The organism is Metabacillus sp. YM-086 (assembly GCF_048059995.1).
GTDB lineage: Bacteria > Bacillota > Bacilli > Bacillales > Bacillaceae > Metabacillus > Metabacillus litoralis_B.
Map to the genome: position 1 here is coordinate 1 of NZ_JBLUOI010000040.1, position 21,506 is coordinate 21,506.

The 21,506-nt window shown below is 36.0% G+C and carries 18 protein-coding genes and 1 riboswitch; of the genes, 13 read left to right on the forward strand and 5 right to left on the reverse strand.

From position 1 onward, the window contains the following. Window positions 1-271 precede the first annotated feature (271 nt). The 9 genes from ACEWK1_RS16525 to ACEWK1_RS16565 all read left to right on the forward strand — a co-directional run bounded on the left by ACEWK1_RS16525 (window position 272) and on the right by ACEWK1_RS16565 (window position 13,382). The gene (locus tag ACEWK1_RS16525) at window positions 272-1,960 is read left to right on the forward strand and encodes a methyl-accepting chemotaxis protein (RefSeq protein WP_212137255.1); all 1,689 of its coding nucleotides are present in this window, start codon (window positions 272-274) and stop codon (window positions 1,958-1,960) included. Window positions 1,961-2,122: 162 nt separating this feature from the next. Beyond that, entirely contained in the window at window positions 2,123-3,472 is a 1,350-nt protein-coding gene (locus ACEWK1_RS16530) for an APC family permease (protein ID WP_212137257.1), read from the forward strand. Window positions 3,473-3,580: 108 nt separating this feature from the next. Next, a riboswitch (guanidine-I (ykkC/yxkD leader) is annotated at window positions 3,581-3,713 on the forward strand. A 70-nt stretch (window positions 3,714-3,783) separates the two neighbouring features. Continuing rightward, window positions 3,784-4,524: an urea amidolyase associated protein UAAP1 gene (locus ACEWK1_RS16535; RefSeq protein WP_416636525.1), complete on the forward strand. Its 741-nt coding sequence runs from the start codon at window positions 3,784-3,786 to the stop codon at window positions 4,522-4,524. Between the two features lie 37 nt (window positions 4,525-4,561). Next, window positions 4,562-5,212 carry an urea amidolyase associated protein UAAP2 gene (locus ACEWK1_RS16540; protein ID WP_416636489.1) on the forward strand — a complete coding sequence of 217 codons (651 nt, stop codon included), beginning with the start codon at window positions 4,562-4,564 and terminating at the stop codon, window positions 5,210-5,212. 55 nt (window positions 5,213-5,267) lie between these two features. Continuing rightward, complete coding sequence (gene uca, locus ACEWK1_RS16545) at window positions 5,268-8,900, forward strand: urea carboxylase (RefSeq protein WP_416636490.1); 3,633 nt, start codon at window positions 5,268-5,270, stop codon at window positions 8,898-8,900. Then, window positions 8,897-10,642 (forward strand): allophanate hydrolase, encoded by a 1,746-nt coding sequence (gene atzF, locus ACEWK1_RS16550; RefSeq protein WP_416636491.1) that lies wholly within the window; start codon window positions 8,897-8,899, stop codon window positions 10,640-10,642. The genes uca and atzF overlap by 4 nt, the downstream gene beginning before the upstream one ends. 190 nt (window positions 10,643-10,832) lie before the next feature. Beyond that, on the forward strand, window positions 10,833-11,450 hold the full coding sequence (locus ACEWK1_RS16555) for a PRC-barrel domain-containing protein (RefSeq protein WP_416636492.1): 618 nt from the start codon (window positions 10,833-10,835) through the stop codon (window positions 11,448-11,450). 205 nt (window positions 11,451-11,655) lie between these two features. Continuing rightward, window positions 11,656-12,615 (forward strand): 2-hydroxyacid dehydrogenase, encoded by a 960-nt coding sequence (locus tag ACEWK1_RS16560; protein ID WP_416636493.1) that lies wholly within the window; start codon window positions 11,656-11,658, stop codon window positions 12,613-12,615. A gap of 101 nt (window positions 12,616-12,716) precedes the next feature. Beyond that, complete coding sequence (locus ACEWK1_RS16565; RefSeq protein WP_416636494.1) at window positions 12,717-13,382, forward strand: M50 family metallopeptidase; 666 nt, start codon at window positions 12,717-12,719, stop codon at window positions 13,380-13,382. 8 nt (window positions 13,383-13,390) lie between these two features. Here the strand turns inward: ACEWK1_RS16565 and ACEWK1_RS16570 are convergent, their stop codons facing one another. Both ACEWK1_RS16570 and ACEWK1_RS16575 read right to left on the reverse strand, forming a co-directional pair. Next, entirely contained in the window at window positions 13,391-14,269 is an 879-nt protein-coding gene (locus ACEWK1_RS16570; protein WP_416636495.1) for a glycosyltransferase, read from the reverse strand. Between the two features lie 27 nt (window positions 14,270-14,296). Next, the gene (locus ACEWK1_RS16575; RefSeq protein WP_416636496.1) at window positions 14,297-15,538 is read right to left on the reverse strand and encodes a glycosyltransferase; all 1,242 of its coding nucleotides are present in this window, start codon (window positions 15,536-15,538) and stop codon (window positions 14,297-14,299) included. 296 nt (window positions 15,539-15,834) lie between these two features. Between ACEWK1_RS16575 and ACEWK1_RS16580 the strand changes: the two genes are divergently transcribed. After that, window positions 15,835-16,608, forward strand: coding sequence for an SDR family NAD(P)-dependent oxidoreductase (locus ACEWK1_RS16580; RefSeq protein ID WP_416636497.1), 774 nt, complete (start codon window positions 15,835-15,837; stop codon window positions 16,606-16,608). 55 nt (window positions 16,609-16,663) lie between these two features. Here the strand turns inward: ACEWK1_RS16580 and ACEWK1_RS16585 are convergent, their stop codons facing one another. Further along, window positions 16,664-16,843 (reverse strand): SE1832 family protein, encoded by a 180-nt coding sequence (locus ACEWK1_RS16585; RefSeq protein WP_416636498.1) that lies wholly within the window; start codon window positions 16,841-16,843, stop codon window positions 16,664-16,666. Window positions 16,844-17,036: 193 nt separating this feature from the next. On the opposite strand from ACEWK1_RS16585, the gene ACEWK1_RS16590 reads away from it, so the two are divergent. After that, a complete protein-coding gene (locus ACEWK1_RS16590; RefSeq protein ID WP_416636499.1) occupies window positions 17,037-17,729 on the forward strand; it encodes a YesL family protein in 693 nt (230 codons plus the stop codon). A 68-nt stretch (window positions 17,730-17,797) separates the two neighbouring features. Here the strand turns inward: ACEWK1_RS16590 and ACEWK1_RS16595 are convergent, their stop codons facing one another. Both ACEWK1_RS16595 and ACEWK1_RS16600 read right to left on the reverse strand, forming a co-directional pair. Then, window positions 17,798-17,977 (reverse strand): hypothetical protein, encoded by a 180-nt coding sequence (locus tag ACEWK1_RS16595; RefSeq protein WP_416636500.1) that lies wholly within the window; start codon window positions 17,975-17,977, stop codon window positions 17,798-17,800. Window positions 17,978-18,186: 209 nt separating this feature from the next. Next, window positions 18,187-18,372, reverse strand: coding sequence for a hypothetical protein (locus ACEWK1_RS16600; RefSeq protein WP_121660967.1), 186 nt, complete (start codon window positions 18,370-18,372; stop codon window positions 18,187-18,189). Between the two features lie 376 nt (window positions 18,373-18,748). On the opposite strand from ACEWK1_RS16600, the gene ACEWK1_RS16605 reads away from it, so the two are divergent. Then, window positions 18,749-19,666 (forward strand): proline dehydrogenase family protein, encoded by a 918-nt coding sequence (locus tag ACEWK1_RS16605; RefSeq protein WP_416636501.1) that lies wholly within the window; start codon window positions 18,749-18,751, stop codon window positions 19,664-19,666. Between the two features lie 27 nt (window positions 19,667-19,693). Continuing rightward, window positions 19,694-21,241 carry an L-glutamate gamma-semialdehyde dehydrogenase gene (gene pruA / locus ACEWK1_RS16610; protein WP_416636526.1) on the forward strand — a complete coding sequence of 516 codons (1,548 nt, stop codon included), beginning with the start codon at window positions 19,694-19,696 and terminating at the stop codon, window positions 21,239-21,241. Window positions 21,242-21,506 lie beyond the last annotated feature (265 nt).

Here is a 21,506-nt window from a genome sequence, read left to right on the forward strand (position 1 = left end):
AAATTATCGAGGAAATTGACGCAGACCTTCACCTGTTTCAAGATGGTGACTTGGTGGAAGTTGATCAATTTATGAAGCTGAAGAAGCATATTGTCTCGTTATTAAAGCATTAAATGGTCACATTTTACATGGTGTGGTAAAAGGCAGTGGTGCTTAGCTACTGCCTTTATTGTTGCAGAATATCTACAATAGCAGGGGGATTTTTAGATTTATCTTTGATAAAAGGAATTTAATTCTTCTATAACGATTTCATTTTTAGGAGGGCTCAAGGATGAGCATCAGAACAAAACTACTATTTGGATTTACAGCTGTACTTACAGCGGCCCTTATTGCATTTATTATCATTTATTTTTCCCTTCAACACGTAATGAACTCGTACGAAACACTAGCAGAACAAGAAGTAAAAAAGCTTGAGCTAGCTCATGATATTCAGTTTGATGATTTAACTCTTACAGATTCCGTTAGAGGCATCATTATTGAGCCGTCAAATCAGGCTGAGCTTGATCGATACAATGAATATGCAGTGAAAATAGAGGAACACATTAATGAGGTTATTCCACTTTTAGATAATGAAGAAACAATACAAATTTTTCATAACCTTGAACTACATAATCAGGAGCTAATTGATCTTGAAACACAAATGATGGAGCTTGCTGCAACAGATGAGGAAAAAACTCTCGAGCTATTTAATGGTAAATATGCTGAGGTGAGAGAGATCTTTAGCAGTCAATTAGAACACTTTAAAGAAATACAAACAGAGTTGATCTCCACGAAAGTACAGCAGGAGGCTGACACAATGGATCGACAAGCACTTTTTGGACTATGTGCTTTTGTTATCGCCATCATCATAGGATTCTTAATTGCTGTTATTGTCTCGAGAAATACTACAAAACCATTAACTCAAGTAGTACAAAAACTTGAAGAATTGTCTAACAATGAAGGAGATTTAACAGCACGACTTGAGGTGAAGAGTAAAGACGAGGTGGGTCAGCTAGCTCATGCATTTAATAAGATGCTGGACAATATTCAGCAGTTAATGAAGCTCGTACAAAAAACAACTGTTGAAGTAGCAGCTTCATCTGACGAACTTTCTGCTAGTGCGGAACAAAATGCCGCTGCTTCTAACCAGTTAACAAATGCAATGCAGGAAATTTCTGTTGTTGGTGAAAGACAAGTGAAGGATTCTGAAGAGGGTGTTACCAAAATGTCCAACGTTTCTTCGGGGGCATTGCAAATTGCTGATTTTTCACTGTCTGTTTATGATTCAGCAAAAGATACATCAAGTGCTGCGCAAAACGGAAACCTTGCTATCCATCAATCAAGAGAACAAATGAACTTCATTCAAAAAACAGTCAGTGAAGCAAATGAAAAAACAAAGGAATTAGGAAATTTAACGAAGCAAATTGGACAAATATCAGATGTGATTACAGGAATTTCAGATCAAACAAATTTACTAGCCTTAAATGCAGCAATTGAGGCTGCTCGTGCCGGAGAACAAGGAAAAGGCTTCGCTGTCGTTGCTGGAGAGGTTCGCAAGTTAGCAGAGGAATCGAAAAAATCTGCTAGTCAAATTACAATTATTATTCAAAAAATACAAGAGAGTACAGAAGTAGTAATAGATTATATGCTTAATGGTCAGAAGGAAGTAGATTCAGGATTGATTGCTGTTAATGAAGCAAGTGAAGCTTTTGAAAAAATATCAAAAGAAATTGAGAATGTCACACTACAAGTAGAAAGTATCTCTGCTTTGGCAGAAGAAATGTCAGCAGAAGCAAACGATAGCATGTTATCGATTGAGGGATTATCTGAACTGACCAAACAAGCTTCGGCGACGATTCAAAATGTAGCCGCGTCATCAGAGGAGCAACTTGCTTCCATTGAGGAAATTACATCTTCAGCAGAAAATCTAGCAACAATGGCTGAAACACTACAGATTACGGTGGGAAGGTTTAAAGTTTAGGTGAAATAGTTTGTCACAAAATCTAACACACTATTTGAACTGTTAGATTTTGTGACATTATAATGGAACACAAGTAAAAATGTTATTTATCGCTTTAAAGTATAGTAGTGAAATTGTGGTTTATATGGTCTGAATATTCAGAAAAAGAGAGAGGGAAAAAGCATGACACAAACAACTGAATTCAAAAAGTCTCTAAATTTATTTGGTGTTGTTTTCCTTGGACTTGCCTGGATGACACCAATGATCTTTTTTACCGTGTACGGTGTTGCGTTTGAAGCAGCGGGTGGAATGCTTGCTGCTGCTTATGTTGTAGCATTTATAGCGATTTTTTTTACAGCATATAGCTATAGCAGAATGGTAAAGGCTTATCCGATTTCGGGCTCAGCCTACACCTATACTAAGAAAGCAATCAATCCAAAGATGGGGTTTCTTGTTGGCTGGGCTCTTTTGCTTGATTATATTGTTTCACCAATTATTGCTTGTTTAACATTTGGCCTATTCTTAAATGCACAGTTTCCGAGTATACCAGTTTATGTATGGATTATCTTGTTAAATGTCATTTTGGCATTTGTGAATATTATTGGGATTAAATCAGTAGCAAGAGTAAGTGGGTTTTCTGTTATTTTTCAGATCCTCTTTATTATCTTCTTTTGTGCCTTTGTAACAAAGGATATTCTTGTTGGCGGAGACGGATCAGGTTTATTTTCCTTTCAACCGTTCTTTTCTAGTGACTTTTCCGTTTCAACGATTTTCTCAGGAGCAGCTCTTATCTGCTTTTGTTTTTTAGGATTTGATGCAGTAACCACAATGGCAGAGGAAACAGTTAATCCTCGTAAAACAATACCTAAAGCAATTTTCCTAATAGTTATTATTGCTGCAGTGTTATACATTTCTATCTCTTATTTAACACAACTAGCCTATCCTAACTTTACGTTTGAAAATGGTGATACAGCTTCTTTTGAGCTTATTCAAATGGTTGGTGGAAATCTATTAAGTGCCCTTTTTACAACCGTATTAATTGTGGCAACCTTTACTCAAGGAGTTTCATCTGTTACAAGTGTAACGAGGTTTTTATTTGCATTAGGGAGAGAGTCAATCTTGCCGAACAAAGTGTTTGGTTATTTACACCCTAAATATAAAACACCCGTGATGAACATTATCTTTGTGACAATCATTTCGTTTTTCTCCATAGCTATTGATTTAGATACAGCTGTAACATTTGTTAGCTTTGGTGCCCTTACGGCATTTACGTTCGTCAATTTATCTGTTATTTCACATTATTATGTAAAAAGTAAAATGCGGTCTGCTAAACAAACTTTTCTTTATCTCATTTTTCCTTTCGTCGGTGCTTGTTTTATTGGATGGTTATTAACTTTGTTAGAAGCACAAACACTCTTAATTGGAATTGCTTGGATTGTAATAGGATTTATTTACATTGGAATCCGAACAAGCATGTTTAAAAAGCCGATTTCTACTTTAAAGGAAGGAAAGGTAGCAATCGAAAATAGATAATTTTCAAAAAGTGTGTTAGAAAATCTGACATAGTGTTTGGAAGGTTGTAATAGGGTGGTCTATAATAAATTTACAGAACAAATTAAATAAAGCTTCTCAGATGAGAAGGAAAAAGCTGTCTAGGGTTCCGTTCTTGTTGCGAATATCCCCTCATTCAATACAAGGAGTCTGGTCCGAGAGAGAGCGTATAGCTGATACCGCATGTCAGCTATATACACGGAGGGATAAAAGCCTGGGAGACGAAAATCTCCCAGGCTTTTATCTTTTTTATTTTCTCTACTCGATATTATTCAAAGGAGGAATTCTTTATGATAAATAGCATTTGGAATAAAACAATCCCAGCTGGTGGGAAATGGTCAGGAACAATCGGAAAAGGGAAACTTGTAAAATTTACAGCTTTAGGTAAGGGGGCAAATCTTTCAACAATCATGTATCATGCAAATCAGTTAACAGAGCGTTATAACATGCCGGATACATTAAAAGCTCAACATACTTCTCACCTAACAAAAGGTCATGTGCTAATGAGTGATAACGGGCGGGTGTTAACGAGTATAGTGGAGGATAGTCTAGGCTGGCATGACAGTATTTCAGGATATACGTCACGTAAGGAAACAGATGAGAAATACGGGATCACAACCTATCAAGAGCTTAGGAATAATTGGTTAAGAAGCGGCGAAGAAAATTTTGCTGTAGAGCTTGTTAGAAATGGATTAGGTGTACGTGATTTAGTTCCGGTATTAAACCTATTTTCAAAGGTAGTTTGTGATGAAAATGGCGATATGCACTATGTTGAGGACCATTGTCAAGAAGGAGCAACTGTTACATTAAGAACTGAGATGGATACATTATTCATTTTCTCGAATACACCAAATCCATTAGATCTTCGTAACGAATATCCTTCAGTACCAATTCAGATAGAAGTATTCGATGCAGAGCCAGTTAAAGATGATGATGTGTGTGTGAACTTCCGTCCGGAAAACAGGAGAGCTTTTGAAAATACATGGGAATACCACACACTACTTAGTGATTCAAAATCAGTTGTACTGAAATAAAAGAGAGTCGAAGATGATTTTATAAGGAGGAGAAACCATGGCGGTTTTAAATTATACAGAAAGCTCACGAAAAGTAGAAGAAGCAATATATGATAAAGTGATTCCTGCTGGAGAAGGCTGGATGCATGAACTAGAGCCTGGTCAGGTTTTAAGAATAGTAGATTTAGAGGGAAATCAAGCAGCGGATACCCTTTTCTATCATGCTGAAGACCCAGAAGATCATTACAGTGCAGTCATGACGATGCTAGGTCAAAAAAATATTTATTTATCAACAGGAACAGTTTTACGTTCTGAATCAAATAAAGAGCTTCTTAAAATTGTGGCTGATACTTGTGGGCGTCATGATACATTGGGAGGAGCTTGTTCAGCACAAAGTAATACAGTGCGATATGAACATGATACATTGCCAATGCATAATTGCCGAGATACGTTTATGCTTCAGCTTTCTAAGTATGATGAAAAATATACAAAGCGCGATCTAGCACCCAATATCAATTTCTTTATGAATGTACCAGTAACACCTGATGGCGGCCTTACATTTGCAGACGGAGTATCAGCACCTGGTCGTTATGTAGAGATGCAATCAATTGTAAGGACTGTTGCGTTAATTAGTAATTGTCCTCAACTAAACAATCCATGTAATGCGTATAATCCTACGCCTGTACGTGTGTTAATTTGGGATAAATAAACAGAATGTTTAGAATATAAACATCATCATAGAACTTTAGTGAGGAGAGGTTTTTATGTTTAAAAAAGTACTCATCGCCAATCGAGGTGCCATTGCAGTAAGAATTGAACGGACATTAAAAAAGCTAGGCATTCAATCGGTAGCGGTCTATACGAAGGCTGATCAAGACAGCCTGCATGTTGACTATGCTGATGAAGCAGTTCTCATTGGAGAGGGAGCGGCAAAAGACAGTTATTTAAATGCTGAACTTATTCTTAAAACAGCTATTGAAACAGGAGCAGAAGCGATTCATCCTGGATATGGCTTTTTAAGTGAAAATGCTGAATTTGCTAGAGCATGTCAGAAAAAGGGGATTGCCTTTATTGGTCCTGCCCCAGAGCAAATGGAGATGTTTGGTCTAAAGCACTCGGCACGTGCCATTGCTGAAAAAGCTGGAGTACCAATGTTATCTGGAACGGATTTAATTGACTCTCTTGATACAGCATTAAATCACGCAAGTAAAATTGGCTACCCTGTTATTTTAAAAAGTACAGCAGGCGGTGGCGGAATTGGAATGCGTGTTTGTGACAATGAAGATGCGCTCCGAGCAGCCTATGATGGTGTTCGTCATTTAGCAGAAACGAATTTTAACAATGCTGGCTTATTTTTGGAGAAATATATTGCAAAAGCTCGACATGTAGAGGTGCAAATCTTTGGTAATCGTTTCGGAGAAGTAGTGACATTAGGGGAGAGAGATTGCTCAATTCAACGTCGGAATCAAAAGGTTATTGAGGAGAGCCCAGCTCCTAAGCTTTCGGATAATGTTCGCCAAAAGATGTTTGCTGCTGCAAAGAGTTTAGCTGAAGAGGTAGGCTATCGCAGTGCAGGTACAGTTGAGTTTTTATATGACCCCGAAAGCTGTGGTTTTTACTTCTTAGAGGTAAATACACGCTTACAGGTTGAGCATGGAGTAACAGAAGAGGTATTAGGTTTAGATTTAGTAGAGTGGATGGTAAAGGAAGCAGCAGATGAGTTGAAAAACTTACACACTCTCATTTCTAAACCGGAAGGACATAGTATCCAAGCACGAATATATGCTGAAGATTGCTTTCATGATTTCCGTCCAAGTGCTGGGCAATTAGACCAAGTGATTCTCTCGGGTCTTGCTCGTAACGAAACATGGATCCGTAACGGTATAACGATTACTTCTCTTTATGATCCAATGCTTGCAAAAATTATCGTTCACGGTATAGACAGACAAGATGCAATAGGCAAATTGATTCAAGCTTTAAGTGAGACCAGAATGTATGGAATCACAACGAATCTACAGTATTTACAAGCATTGTTACATGAAGAGGAATGTGTTGCTGGTAATGTGTACACTAGAATGTTAAATAGCTTTGAAGCAGTTGAAAATGCACTTGAAGTACTAGATGGAGGAGTACAAACAACAATCCAAGATTGGCCTGGACGAAAAGGTCATTGGGATGTTGGAGTACCACCTTGTGGACCGATGGATCCCTTATCCTTTCGAATCGGAAATAAGCTTTTAGGAAATAACGACGATGCACCTGGCTTGGAATTTACATTACGAGGAGGATCTTATCAATTCCGAAATGAGATGTGGTTCTGTTTAACGGGTGCTGATATGGAAGCGAAGCTAGATGGTGAAAAAGTTTCTTTATATAAACCAATTTTTGCCCAAAAAGGTCAGGTCTTATCTTTCGGAGAAGCAAAGGCTGGAATGAGAGCTTATATGTTAGTAGCAGGCGGATTCGATATGCCAAAAATATTAGGCAGCTCTTCTACATTTACACTCGGAAACTTTGGTGGACATGGTGGTAGAGCACTTAGAACAGGGGATGTTCTATCTGTTCATAACGATGTTATCCCTCCTGCTACAAAGGCACTTCCAATAGAATATCAACCAAAAGTTAACAACACATGGACAATTGGTGTTATTCCAGGACCGCATTGTACTGAGGAGTTTTTGCAACCGAATTATTTAACACAACTTACCGAAACAAAATGGGAAATTCATTTTAACAGCTCGCGCACTGGAGTCCGCTTAATTGGTCCAAAACCATTATGGACACGAGAAGACGGAGGAGAAGCAGGTCTGCATCCATCGAACATTCATGACAATGCATATGCAATCGGGACACTTGACTTAACTGGTGATATGCCAATTTTACTTGGTCCGGATGGTCCGAGTCTAGGTGGATTTGTTTGTCCTGTCACTACTGCTTCAGCAGAATTTTGGAAAATTGGTCAGCTACATCCTGGTGATACTGTTCAATTTAAATTAATGACTCTAGAAGAAGCAGCTCGTTTGCGAAAGCTACAGGATGGAAATCTTCATGCAATCGGAGAAGCTAATTTCGCAAAGTTAAGTGAAGTTAAGCTTGCTGACCCTGAAGTTCAGATTACATCTGCTTACCCTGTGTTAGCTATTGAAAAGGATCGTCAAATTCCAATTACAATCCGCTGCAGCGGAGATGAAAATCTTCTTATAGAATACGGAGATATGGAGCTTGATTTAAAATTACGATTCCAAGCACATGTCTTAATGGATGCTATTCACAAGAGTGAGAATTTTCCTGTATTGGATCTAACACCAGGAATTCGCTCATTACAAATTCATATTGACGCTTCAAAAATAACGGTGAAAGAAGCTGCTAAGAAAGTATTAGAAATTGATCGAAACTTACCACCACTCGAATCGATTCAGGTGCCATCACGAATTGTGCGACTACCATTATCCTGGAATGATCCATCTGTTCAATTGGCTACAGAACGCTATCAGCAAAATGTCCGACAAGATGCACCATGGTGTCCGGATAACCTTGAATTTATTCGACGAATTAATGGTTTAGAAAGTATTGAGGATGTAAAAAATGTTGTTTTTGATGCTAATTATCTTGTACTTGGATTAGGAGATGTATATTTAGGAGCCCCTGTGGCGACGCCAATCGATCCCCGACATCGATTAGTTACAACGAAGTACAATCCGGCTAGAACTTGGACACCGGAAAACGCTGTTGGTATTGGTGGAGCATATATGTGTGTATATGGTATGGAAGGACCTGGAGGTTATCAATTTGTTGGTCGTACAATTCAAATGTGGAATAAGCTTCGTTCTACTGAGAGCTTTGAACCAGGTAAACCATGGTTATTGCGCTTTTTTGATCAAATTCAATTTTATCCTGTTGAAGCCGATGAATTGCTACAACTTCGTGAAGATGTACTTCGTGGTCGTTTTGAAGTTGATATTACCGAAACAACATTCGATCTCGGGGAATACTTGAAGTTTCAAGATGGTATAAAAGAAAGTGCAGAGTTGTTTAAACAACGTCAACAAGCAGCCTTCCATGCAGAACGTGAAAGATGGAAGGAGCAAGGAATTGCAGAGCATGTTTCAGAAGAAAATTCAATGGGTTCGATTGAAGAAGATGAAATTCCAGAAGGCTCAATCCCTGTTAATTGTTCTATGCCAGGGAGTGTATGGAAAGTGCTTGTTTCTCCAGGTCAGCAGGTGAAAAAAGGTGATGTACTTATTATAGAAGAAAGTATGAAAATGGAATTTCCTCAAGCGGCTCCTTGTGATGGAGAAATTGCTGAAGTATATGTAAAACCAGGAGATTCAGTCCATGCAGGTCAATTGATAGTCAGTATCTTTGAAGAAAAAAAGGTGGGTGTTGCTCAATGAGAAATCTGGAAATTCCTATGAAATTAACACTTAACTGGTTACGTGAAAAATATGCAACAAAAGAATTGAAGCCAGAAGAAGTTATAGAGGCGATTATTCAACGTTCCCAAGATGATGAGGAAATGAATATTTGGATTACAGCACCTCAAATGGCTCTAATTCAGCCTTATCTTGAGCGTCTTTCAGCGCTAGATTTTGAGTCTTCACCGTTATGGGGGATCCCGTTTGCTATAAAAGATAATATTGACCTAGCAAATGTTCCAACAACAGCTGGGTGTGCAGAATATAGTTATACACCTACGGAACATGCTTCAGTCGTTGAGAGATTAATAGCTGCAGGTGCCATTCCGGTTGGGAAAACAAATTTAGATCAATTCGCAACAGGTCTAGTAGGAACGCGAAGCCCTTATGGAGAAACCCATAATTCTCTTCGTCCAGAGCTGATAAGCGGTGGTTCCAGCTCTGGATCTGCTGTATCAGTTGCAAGAGGGCAGGTTGTTTTCTCACTGGGGACAGATACAGCTGGATCTGGTCGTGTACCTGCTGCGCTTAATAATTTAGTAGGTTTAAAGCCAAGCTTAGGAGCATGGCCAACAAAGGGTGTTGTACCTGCGTGTGCTAGCCTTGATTGTGTAACAGTTTTTTCACATAATTTAGAAGAAGCGTATAAAGTAGATGCGATTGCTAGAGGTTTAGATCAAGAAGATCCTTGGTCACGTGATCTTGCCATTCCACAAGCTAAGCTTCCTAAGAAAATATGTTTACCAAAAGACGATTTAATGTTTTATGGTCCTTTTGCTGAGGAATATAAAAAAGCCTGGGATGGAGCTGTTAACCAAATCAAACAATTAAATATTCAAATTGAATACATTGACTATCAATTTTTTGCAGAAGCAGCAGCAATTCTTTATGATGGGCCGTTTATAGCGGAACGATGGGCTGATCTAGGCGGCTTTATTAATAATCATCCAGGAGTAACTTTCTCGGTAACGGAGAAAGTCCTTCGTTCAGGTTCACAACCAAAACATGATGCTGCATCTGTTTTTCATTCAATGCACAAGCTACAGGAATATAAATTAAAAGCTAGCAAGCTACTACATGATGCTGTTCTTGTTACGCCAACTGCAGGTGGAACATGGACTCGTGATCAAGTACGTGTAGACCCGATTAAAACAAATAGTGATATGGGGCTTTACACAAATCATTGTAATTTATTAGATTTGTGTGCGGTTGCCATCCAAGCCCGCGAAGTAGCACCAAACCTGCCTTTTGGAATTACATTCTTTGCTTTGTCTCATAATGAAGGATTGATTGCTGGAGCTGCCGAGGCATTTGTTAATAAAATGCCAGCAAAACAAGAAACCACTTTAGTTGCTGTATGTGGTTTGCATATGAGAGGCTTTCCGTTAGAAAAGCAAATGCTTGAATTTGGTGCATCCTTTATTCGCGAGGATGTGACTGCTGAAAAATATCAATTTGTGAAACTTCCAACTGAACCAGCGAAACCAGGATTGATTAAGAAGCAAACAGGTGGAAAAGCAATTGAGCTAGAAATTTGGGAAATGCCACTTTCCTCATTTGGTGCTTTGGCGGCATTAATTCCTGCGCCACTTGGAATGGGGAAGGTTGAGTTACAAGATGGTATAGAAGTACCGGGATTTATTTGTGAAGGATACGCTGCTGAAGCCGCAGAAGATATTTCAGATGCAGGAAGCTGGAGAAAAATTTTGTTAGAAATTTAATGCTTATAAAAACCCTTGCTTGAATTGTTCAAGCAAGGGTTTTTATTTTAGTTAATGTCTTCGTTGCACATTTTAGCCCAGAAAAACATATAAAAATACAGTTACTTAATACAGTGTTCTTATCAGTATATCTCCCTATTGTATCGGTTGAATAGAGTTTTGGTAAATTGTTAAAAATGGAGGGCTAAAAATGAAAAAGGCTAAAGAGTTATTACATTTACCTATTATTAGTATTTCTGAAGGGAAACAGCTAGGAATAATTAAAGATTTAATTATTAATCCTGATGAAAAATCAGTTAATTATTTAATCTTAGGACAGGATGATTGGCATGGGGGCCTTAATGCACTTTCCTATGACAAGGTCGTTGGAGTTGGAGATTCTGCGGTTATGATTGAACAGAAAAATTCCATAATAGGGTTAGATGATATTCCTTTTATAAATAAAATGGTCCCATTGATTGGTTCTCAGGTTATTACAAGAGGCGGGGAACACTCGGGTGTTATCTCAGATTATTATTTTAATGAGGAAAACGGGCATTTGGAAAGTTTACTTATTCATTCAGCTAACAATAAATTTTTCTTACCAATCGAAAATGTACTATACCTTGGCAAAGAGCGGGTAATAACAAATGAATCATCATCTGAAATGGTACCCATTTTAGAGACTGATGAGCAATTCGGAGGAAAGACAGAGAATAAAAGCAATAAAAAAGATGCCTTAAAGGGTATGTTGAATGAATTAATACTGAATGAATTACCAAAATTGAATAAACTAAATAGTGAGAAAGATCCTGATACTAACAATTAACAATTAATATGGGTAATATGTGTACTTTACCTTTTACTTGATCTAAATTTGCCAAAGAAGTAATCCTCCTCAGTACTGTTTACTGAGGAGGATTACTTAGTTCTCTAGCTCTCAAACATTAATAGGTTATAATTGAAAAAGAAGGACTTTTGATAACAAACTTGAAGTATTTAAATAAAACTAATTAATACAAAGAGGTGCTCTAGTGAAGAAAAAAATTGTGATATATAGAGAAGTTCCGGAAAGAGTTGTAAACACTTTAAAGGAAAACTTTGAAGTTAGCTATTTCAAAAATTTACATACTAATAATTATGATGAATTTATAAAAGAACTTCATCATGCTGACGGGTTGTTAGGAGCCAGCATGAAAATGGATAAAACCCTATTAGATCATGCGCCAAAATTAAAAGTTATTTCTAATATTTCGGTAGGCTATGATAATCTCGACTTAGTTGAGTTAAAGAACAGGGGAATTATAGCAACCAATACACCAGGAGTTTTAAACGACACAACAGCTGATACAGTCTTTGGTTTACTTCTCGCAACAGCTAGAAGAATGACAGAGCTCGATCATTATGTGAAATCAGGTAATTGGAATGGAAGCAAAAATGAAGATTTATTTGGTGTTGATGTTCATCATAAAAAGTTGGGCATTATCGGAATGGGGAGCATTGGACAAGCCATTGCGAAAAGGGCTCATTTTGGCTTTGATATGGAGATCTTATATTATAATCGTTCTAGAAAAAAAGAAGCAGAAGAGAAGTTTAGTGCGATCTATTGCTCGTTAGATGAGTTGCTTACTCAATCTGACTTTGTATGTCTTATGATTCCTCATACCCCTGAAACAGAAAAGATGATCGGTGAACGGGAATTTCAACTAATGAAAAGTTCGGCGATTTTTATTAACGGATCAAGAGGAAAGAATGTTGACGAGCAAGCGTTAATTAAAGCTTTACAACAAAAATGGATATTACGTGCTGGTTTAGATGTATTTGAACACGAACCAATAGAAAAGGATAACCCGCTATTAACTATGTCTAATGTTGTGACATTGCCGCATATCGGCTCTGCTACAAAAGAAACAAGAGAAAAAATGGCGATGTTAGCAGCAGAAAATCTTTCAAAAGCACTAGATGGAGAAACGCCTCTAAACATAATAAGATAGTTAAAAGGAACAGGTGTATAATCTGTTCCTTTTCTAAGTTTACTTTTTCAATTTTTTCCCTAGAATAGCAATAGGTATATCCGAAAGGGGAAAGGGTTCTTATGGGACTATTGCAAACAAATCATATTTTCCTTTACATAATCTTGGCGTTAATTGTTTCGAACTTACCTTTTATTGGCCGTTATGTTTCCATGGTAAACACAATGATACATGAAAATGGTCATGCACTTGCAGCGTTACTTCTTAATGGAAAGGTGTATTCAATTAAGCTATTTCACAATACTTCTGGTGAAGCAGTTACTGGCCAAAGAGGATGGTTTTCAAGTGTAGTAATTTCTTATGCTGGCTACACATCTTCATCTATTGCTGTATATGCTTGCTTTTTGTTGATTTCGAAAGGGCAGGTTATTCTCGTTTTATATGGATTTGTTGTTATTGCTGTTTTAAATTTATTGTTATGGATTCGAAACGTTTATGGAGCGTTGTGGCTTTTTACGTTTATCATGATGTGTGGATGGATTATTTATAGTGATCATACTGAGGTGCAAATCTCCTTAGCCTATTTTTTGTCTTCAATTTTATTAACACAGTCCGTTTCCTCTGCTTTGCACATATTTATGATTAGTCTTATTCGGAGAAAGGCTGCTGGAGATGCAACAAGTTTAGCAAGCTATACAAAAATTCCAGCAGTATTATGGGGCTTTCTGTTTTTTCTACAGGCGATTTATGTTGCAATACTTTCAATTAAAGATCATTTTTATTCGTAAAACGAGATCTACAGAGATCTCGTTTTATTAAAATATTTAGAACGAATATATTCCGTATAATCCTGGTTTTGGTGTTGTTGAAGAATGTGATTCAACATAGTCTTATAAACTTCTCTTAGGGCCAGAGCTTTTTCCTTAGGATTATTTTCATTAACTAACTTACTGTTTTGACTGCTTGTTTTTTCTTTTTTTATTGGCTGCCTTTTGAAACCTGGTAGAACAGACTTGAAATCATCAGTATAGGCAATCGTCTCTCCCCATGTGAGGAAATCATCGTCTGCTATTTTCCATGTGTGGTTTCCTGAATCGTGTCTTATGACGACAAAATCATCTTTAGTTGTTGCAAATATTTTATAGCCATTCCTTTTGCAATCTTCAATAAAAAAGTAGTCCTCAGCTCTTGTTCTTTTTTGAAATTGTACGTTGTTGTAAACTTCTTTTCTAAAAATAAGAGTAGCTCCTGAAACAGTTTCATCATAAGTGTTCTCTTTGTTTTGAATAAGCATTAGAGCTTTTTTATTTGTAAAATAAACGTGGTATGAACTTTTACCAACAATGGATACATCATCATTTTTAAATACTTTCATAGAATTAGAAAGATAGTTTGGTCCATAACAGTCATCGTCATCAAATTTAGCAATGAAGTCATAGTTTGCTTTTAAAATCCCGAAATTAAGACAATCTCCTAATGTAGCTCCTTCATGTAATTGAAACACCCGAACATTTTGATATTTCTCAGCTTCTTTCTGCCACAAACTAAGATTTAATTCATCTTTATTTAAGATGATAATAAGCTCCTTTTCATCCCATTGCTGTTGTTCGTAATTCATAAAAACATTTTCCATAAATTGATCTCTTATCGTACAGGTGATAATGGATACTTTCATTGGTATGACTCCTTTGTTTTTTAAATGTTAAGAGGAGATGAGTCTTTCAATAAATTTTGTTAGTCTGTTGTAACGATTTAATTTTTTCAGTCTCATTACTTCGTCGAACAACTCATTTCTCTGATTTTCTGAGAACCCTGCTGCTCCTAAAATGTTTTTATGTCTAATATCTATTTTTAAAAGTAAAGTTATTGTTACAAGGATTTTAATAAACATCTTGTTAAGCGATGTAAATTCATGAAGATCGTTTTCTAGAAAAACTTTATACTCATTGAGTAATTCATTCATATCATCTAAATTCAAGATCTGACTTATCTCAATTCCTAAAAAAAGAACGTCAATATCAGGATGTTTTGTTAGAAAAAGATAATAATTCTCTATTGCTTCTTGCCATGTTTCCGAGCTAATTGGATGTTCTTGATGATAGCTAATGACTTTATCACTTGCTAAATATTCTGCCCCAACATTATTTAATCGATATCCAAGTTCCCAATCTTCATAGCCATATCCCACAAAATCCTCATCAAAACCTCCAACTTTATTTAACAAAGATTTCTCTAAGGAAACATTTCCAGTTAAAAAAGCCATCCAGGGAAATGAAAAACCATCTAAGTTAGGACCATACTGTTCCAAGATGAGGCTAAACCAGGAAGACTTTTCGAAGCATAATGTTTTATAACGTCCACGGTCAAAGTCTTTGTTTTTAAGTAAAGGAAAAGCTTGTTGCGATGAGCTTTTATAGGTCGAAAAACGAGAAAAAAGCTTAGAATCGTCCTTAGTTAGCTTGGCAATTTCTTGTATTTGTTTTGGTTGAAAATCTGGAAAAATACAAGAGTATAAGCCCTTATAAGACATAGCTCCCGTTACAATTAAGTTATTTTTTTGCTGGTGATATTGATAGTGATTACGAAGAAAGCTTGGTTCTACAAACATTTCAGCATCCAAAAAAATAATGACTTTTCCTTGAGCATGCTGAATACCTAAATTTCTCGCCTTTGCCCTGCCGATATTTTTTTTACAGCGAAAATAGTGAAAATGATAAGGAGGGTTGTAGGTCTCTACTCGCTCAGAGGTTTGATCTGTAGAAGCATCATCTATTAAGAAAACCTCTACTTTGGAAAGATCATAGTGTTGTTTTTCCAGAGAATAAAGAGTAAATAGATTTAACGGATACTTGTTGTAAGAAGGGATAATGATACTTATTTCCACTTCTTCGGAAGCTTGGGTGTTTCTTCTTAGAAAGTAATCATTCGTCGTGTAATTGAGCATATAGCTGAAACAACCTTTCATCACGATGTATTATGAAAAATTTTATAAAAGCAAATCAATATAAGATATAAAGAATGGTGAAGGATGTATAAGCTAGTAACCTTACTTCTAAGTAAAATGGTCAATTATCATATAACTTCCATAAGGAATCAGGTTATAAAACCAGGTTACCCTTGAAAATAGTATTGGTGTTTTTTGTTAGAGAGATATGACAAAGGATCTTAAGTGTGAAATTTGGCTTAAGGACATGTTAAGGTTACAATCTAGATAAATATATGTTTTTGGGGTGACTGTAGATGTATTTACCATCATTCAACTTATCTAATAAAACAGCTGTAATTACTGGAGCTGGTAGAGGAATAGGGAGAGCTCTTGCTATTGGTTTTGCAGAAGCTGGAGCTAATTTAGTCTTATTATCACGTACGGAAAAAGAGCTTAATGAAGTGGCATCACTTATATTTGATATGGGCAGAACGGCATTGCCAATTGTAACGGATGTTACGAAACCATCGGAGATTTCTAAAGCTATAGATAAAATCAACCAGGAAAAAATACAAATAGATATTTTGGTTAATAATGCTGGGATGAATATCCGTACGGAAGCATTAAATGTAACAGAAGACGAGTGGGACAAAATCATGAATACGAATATAAAATCCGCATTTTTTATGTCTCGTGAAATCGGTGCTCTTATGAAGGAGCATGGTGGAGGGGGACGAATTATTAATATCTCTTCTGTTGCAGGAAAGATCGCTTTACGAACAGGAGTGGCTTATGGAGCTACAAAAGCTGCGATGATTCAAATGACAAAAATACTTGCGTTTGAATGGGGGAAATATGATATAAATGTTAATTCCATTGGGCCATGGTACTTTGAAACACCGCTAACCAAGGAATTACTTTCAAATGAAGAATATGTAAATGACATATTAGCTGTTACACCGTTAAAACGAATAGGTCAACTTCCTGAATTAGTAGGACCGGCAGTATTTCTAGCATCAGATGCTTCAAGCTACATAAGTGGTCAAACATTGTTTGTTGATGGCGGTATGACAATTAACGGCTTTTAATGACAAGTGAAAGATTTAAGATTTTACAAACTGATATAGGGGGGGGACCCCCATATCAGGATTGTTTTGATAGTTGGGTACGATATTCTGTTATAGTTGACTCTATTTCTTCTAATCTAGCTTCGAGCTTCTCTATTGAATGTCCTGTTGATTCGAGTTTTTCAATGTCACCTTGTACTCGGATATATTCCATTTTTAGTTCGTCAATTTTCTGCTTTACCTCTTGTGCATTCATTCGTTTGAATCTCCTTTATAATCGTTTCTTAATGAATAGTGTAACGAAAAGAAGAAAGAAAGACAAAGTGATAGCAATTAAACGGTTATAAAATATTTATTTTATGATAGAAAGCAATTTCCTACAGATGTAATCGGATACAGATAAGTGGTATAATAAAATTAGTATTATATGTGAAAGTGGGATGTTGCTGATGAGTGGTTTAATGGGTGGACTAAATCGTGTGTTTGAATGGATTATGCGTTTGTCCGTTATTAATATACTTTGGATTTTGTTTAATCTACCAATTTGTTATTTACTTTTCTCTATACTTTTTGCTACAGATCAATCGTCTATGTTCTTGTTTTTATTAACTATTGCAGTGTTGGCACCTTTTATCTTTTTCCCTGCAACAACGGCAATGTTTGGTGTAGTTCGTAAATGGGTGATGGGGGATCTTGATGTACCCTTATTAAAATCGTACTGGACATATTATAAAGAAAACTATCTAAGAAGTTTAACAGGAGGAATAATCTTAACTTTTATCTGGGTAGTATGGGGAGCGGATTTTTTCTTTTTTGCTAAAATGAATATTATTATAAGTTCGTTTTTTTTAGTAGGCTTTTTATTTTTGTTTTTAATGACAGTGTTTTTCTTCTCAAACACTGTGCATTCCGAGTTAAAGCTATTTACAAGTATTAAGAATTCATTCTTTCTCACAATGGTTTATCCATTGATTAATTTAATGGTTTTAGTTTCTAGCGCAATTATTCTTTATATGAGCATTGGAGTTTTTACATTCCTTATCCCATTTTTCATGGGAACACTTATTGCGTATGTATCATTTGCTGCTTATTTTCATAAACTTGAGAAAATACATGATAAGACTTCAGAAGCTCAAAAATAAACCAAAAGAAAGAGATCGTCACATGGGCGATCTCTTTCTTTGTGGAAGTTTAACTATGCATCCAAATATCAGGAAGCGTTTTCATAAATAACACCTTTGAATTGAATTTTAAATTTTGCATAATTCTCTTTTTTTAATTGATTTTTAACTTCTTTTAATTTAGCAACTGCCTCCGTCATACCTGATGCAGCAATTTTATATTCTCTTTTATCTTCTCCAAGGTCAATTAAAAAAACAAACTGTTTCATTTCTGTATTCTCCTTTGATGTTAATACTAATTATTTACAAATATGTGAAATCGGTTTCAATTATATTTTGAATATGTTGTATACGCTTTCATTTTAATCGGTTTGAAAGGAAATGTCAACCTAATGAACCCTTCCTTTTTACCTACAAAAAAATTCTTCTTAATTTGTTCACATTTAAACTAAGAAGAATGAAATAAGTATTATGTTCATTATTTTAAGTATATGGCGAAGGCGATAATAATAGCGATACCTAGAAGAATATAAATCCATGATAAACGAGAAATATTTGATTTTGTTTTCTCATCATAATCTTTATCACCTTTGCCACCAATTAAAATCGTTCCTATTAAGGATATTGCCCCAATAATAATCACTAGAAAGATGGCTAATTTCACTTTTTGTCCTCCTCGTCTCAATACGCTTCTTTTTATATCATACTATAAATCTTATTAAGACATGCTTTTTTAAATTTATATATTGGCAAAGCCCTATTATCTATTAACTAAGGTCATCTAGTCATCCCTTTCTTTGACATAAAGTAATGAGTGAATTTCACGTAGCTTGTTTAACTTATCTAAAACTGTGGAAGTATATAAATATAGCGGATAGTTTATATACAATTTTGTAAACGGTTTCCTGTGGGTTGTATGTTTTACACAACAAGGTAATGAAATCTTTGTATTTGCGCTACATTGTGAAAATCCGCTGTTAAATCGTAAAATATTTGTAAAGAAACAAACTCTTACTTGCTTCTTAATGGAGGTGTTTATAGTGTCAGTTATTACAAGAGATCTATTTTTATATTTATCTAACAACAAAACGTTAAATCGTGCCGCTCAAAATTGGGGTGCTAATATTGCCTCTGGAAAGATTGTTGGTGGAATGGATTTTCCAAGCTCCATTAAATTTATTAAAGAATTAAATAATGAAGGATTATCGGTTACAGTTGACCACTTAGGTGAGTTTGTTAGAAGTGAAACGGTAGCAAGAGAACGTACAGAAGAATGTATTCAAACGATCGAAACGATTGTTGCTCAGCAGTTAGATTCTCATGTTTCATTAAAACTTACTTCACTAGGATTAGATATTTCTAAAAATCTAGTTTATGAGAATATGATGAAAATCATGGAATCCGCTGAAAAGAATAAAGTGATGGTAACAATTGATATGGAAGATGAACAACGTTGTCAAGATACACTATCAATCTTCAAAGATCTAAAAAAGGATTATCACTATATAAGTACTGTTTTACAAGCATACTTGTACCGAACAGAGAAAGACTTAGATGATTTAAACAGCTATCAACCCTTTTTACGTCTTGTAAAGGGTGCATATAAAGAATCTCCAAAAGTAGCATTTCCTGAAAAAGAGGATGTTGATAATAATTACAAAGAAATGATCAAAAAACATCTATTAAATGGAAATTATGCAGGAATTGCTACTCATGATGATGCAATTATTGAGTACACAAAGAGATTAGTAGATGAATACAACATTCCTAAAACTTCTTTTGAGTTTCAAATGCTTTATGGAATGCGTTCCACAACACAAAGAGAGCTAGTTAAAGAAGGCTATAACATGCGTGTGTATGTACCATATGGACGCGACTGGTATGGATATTTTATGAGACGACTTGCTGAGCGTCCAGCCAATATTGCCTTTGCAATTAAAGGAATGACTAAAAAATAAACTTTCAAATAAAGGAGACGATGAATGATGACAACACCATACAAACACGAACCATTTACTGATTTTTCACTTGAGGAAAACCGAGTAGCTTTTGAAAAAGCCTTGGAAAACGTGCAGGAAATCATGGGAAAAGAGTACCCACTTGTTATTAATGGAGAAAGAATAACAACTGAAGCGAAAATTGTCTCATATAACCCAGCAAACAAAGAAGAAGTTGTTGGTAAAGTATCAAAGGCTACTCAAGAGCATGCAGAAATGGCAATTCAGGCGGCAGATGAAGCGTTTAAAGAATGGAGATATTGGAACCCGGAAGAAAGAGCTAATATTTTATTCCGTGCAGCTGCCATTATTCGTCGTAAAAAGCATGACTTTTCAGCATTGTTAGTTAAAGAAGCTGGGAAGCCTTGGAATGAAGCTGATGCCGATACAGCCGAAGCAATTGACTTCTTAGAATATTATGGTCGACAAATGATTGAACTAGCAAAAGGAAAGCCAGTTAACAGCCGTGAAGGTGAAAGTAATAAATATATCTATACCCCAACAGGCGTAACTGTTGTCATTCCACCTTGGAACTTCTTATTTGCGATTATGGCTGGTACAACAGTTGCACCGATTGTAACTGGAAATACAGTTGTATTAAAACCTGCAAGTGCAACACCTGTTATTGCAGCTCAATTTGTTGAGGTACTTGAAGAAGCTGGGTTACCAAAAGGAGTTGTGAACTTTGTTCCAGGTAGTGGAGCTGAAGTAGGTGACTATCTAGTTGATCACCCAAAAACTAGCATCATTACATTTACTGGCTCACGTGAAGTAGGAACACGTATTTTTGAACGCGCTGCAAAAGTTCAACCAAGTCAAATACACTTAAAACGAGTGATTGCTGAAATGGGTGGTAAGGACACAGTTGTTGTAGATAATGATTGTGATATTGAATTAGCTGCTCAATCCATCTTCGCTTCGGCATTTGGTTTTGCAGGACAAAAATGTTCAGCAGGCTCTCGTGCAGTAGTTCATGAGGATGTATATGATGAAGTCCTGCAACGTGTAATTGAGATTACAGAAAGTAAAGTAACTGGGAACCCAGAAAAAGCTAATACTTACATGGGACCGGTTATTGATCAAGGGTCATTTGATAAAATCATGGACTATATCTCTATTGGTAAAGAAGAAGGTCGCTTAGTAAGTGGTGGAAATGGTGATGATTCAAAAGGGTACTTTATTGAACCAACCATTTTTGCGGACCTTGATCCTCATGCAAGAATTATGCAAGAAGAGATTTTTGGACCGGTTGTAGCATTTGCTAAAGCAAAAAACTTCGACGAAGCTCTTGAGATTGCTAATAATACAGAATACGGTTTAACAGGTGCTGTAATTACAAGAAATAGAAAACATATTGAACGTGCAAAACATGAATTCCATGTAGGAAATCTTTACTTTAATCGTAATTGTACAGGAGCTATTGTTGGTTATCACCCATTTGGAGGCTTCAAAATGTCTGGCACTGACTCAAAAGCTGGTGGACCTGATTACTTGGCTCTTCATATGCAGGCAAAAACAATTAGTGAGATGCTTTAATAGATACTTGGGGAAAGTGGAGATTATTCTGCTTTCTCTTTTTTATATTAAGGACAAAGGAAAAGAAAAAATTAGTATTGGCATGTTGCTCGCTTTCCGCGGGGAGTGCGAGGAGCCTTCTTTGGGTTAACGTTTGAATATGGCATCATACACACTCCTGTAATAAAGTTAGATAATTTTTAATTTCGTGAAACTTTCGTCTACTTCGTTCGTATTACTTAATGAACATAACTAGTTACGTTTCATTATACAGATTGTAAATAGA

Excerpts from the sequence above, each read along its gene's own strand:
- ACEWK1_RS16525 (WP_212137255.1), top strand. The coding sequence starts at position 272 with ATGAGCATCAGAACAAAACTACTATTTGGATTTACAGCTGTACTTACA.
- ACEWK1_RS16530 (WP_212137257.1), top strand. The coding sequence starts at position 2,123 with ATGACACAAACAACTGAATTCAAAAAGTCTCTAAATTTATTTGGTGTT.
- ACEWK1_RS16540 (WP_416636489.1), top strand. The coding sequence starts at position 4,562 with ATGGCGGTTTTAAATTATACAGAAAGCTCACGAAAAGTAGAAGAAGCA.
- uca (WP_416636490.1), top strand. The coding sequence starts at position 5,268 with ATGTTTAAAAAAGTACTCATCGCCAATCGAGGTGCCATTGCAGTAAGA.
- atzF (WP_416636491.1), top strand. The coding sequence starts at position 8,897 with ATGAGAAATCTGGAAATTCCTATGAAATTAACACTTAACTGGTTACGT.
- ACEWK1_RS16555 (WP_416636492.1), top strand. The coding sequence starts at position 10,833 with ATGAAAAAGGCTAAAGAGTTATTACATTTACCTATTATTAGTATTTCT.
- ACEWK1_RS16565 (WP_416636494.1), top strand. The coding sequence starts at position 12,717 with ATGGGACTATTGCAAACAAATCATATTTTCCTTTACATAATCTTGGCG.
- ACEWK1_RS16570 (WP_416636495.1), bottom strand. The coding sequence starts at position 14,269 with ATGAAAGTATCCATTATCACCTGTACGATAAGAGATCAATTTATGGAA.
- ACEWK1_RS16575 (WP_416636496.1), bottom strand. The coding sequence starts at position 15,538 with ATGCTCAATTACACGACGAATGATTACTTTCTAAGAAGAAACACCCAA.
- ACEWK1_RS16580 (WP_416636497.1), top strand. The coding sequence starts at position 15,835 with ATGTATTTACCATCATTCAACTTATCTAATAAAACAGCTGTAATTACT.
- ACEWK1_RS16585 (WP_416636498.1), bottom strand. The coding sequence starts at position 16,843 with ATGAATGCACAAGAGGTAAAGCAGAAAATTGACGAACTAAAAATGGAA.
- ACEWK1_RS16590 (WP_416636499.1), top strand. The coding sequence starts at position 17,037 with ATGAGTGGTTTAATGGGTGGACTAAATCGTGTGTTTGAATGGATTATG.
- ACEWK1_RS16595 (WP_416636500.1), bottom strand. The coding sequence starts at position 17,977 with ATGAAACAGTTTGTTTTTTTAATTGACCTTGGAGAAGATAAAAGAGAA.
- pruA (WP_416636526.1), top strand. The coding sequence starts at position 19,694 with ATGACAACACCATACAAACACGAACCATTTACTGATTTTTCACTTGAG.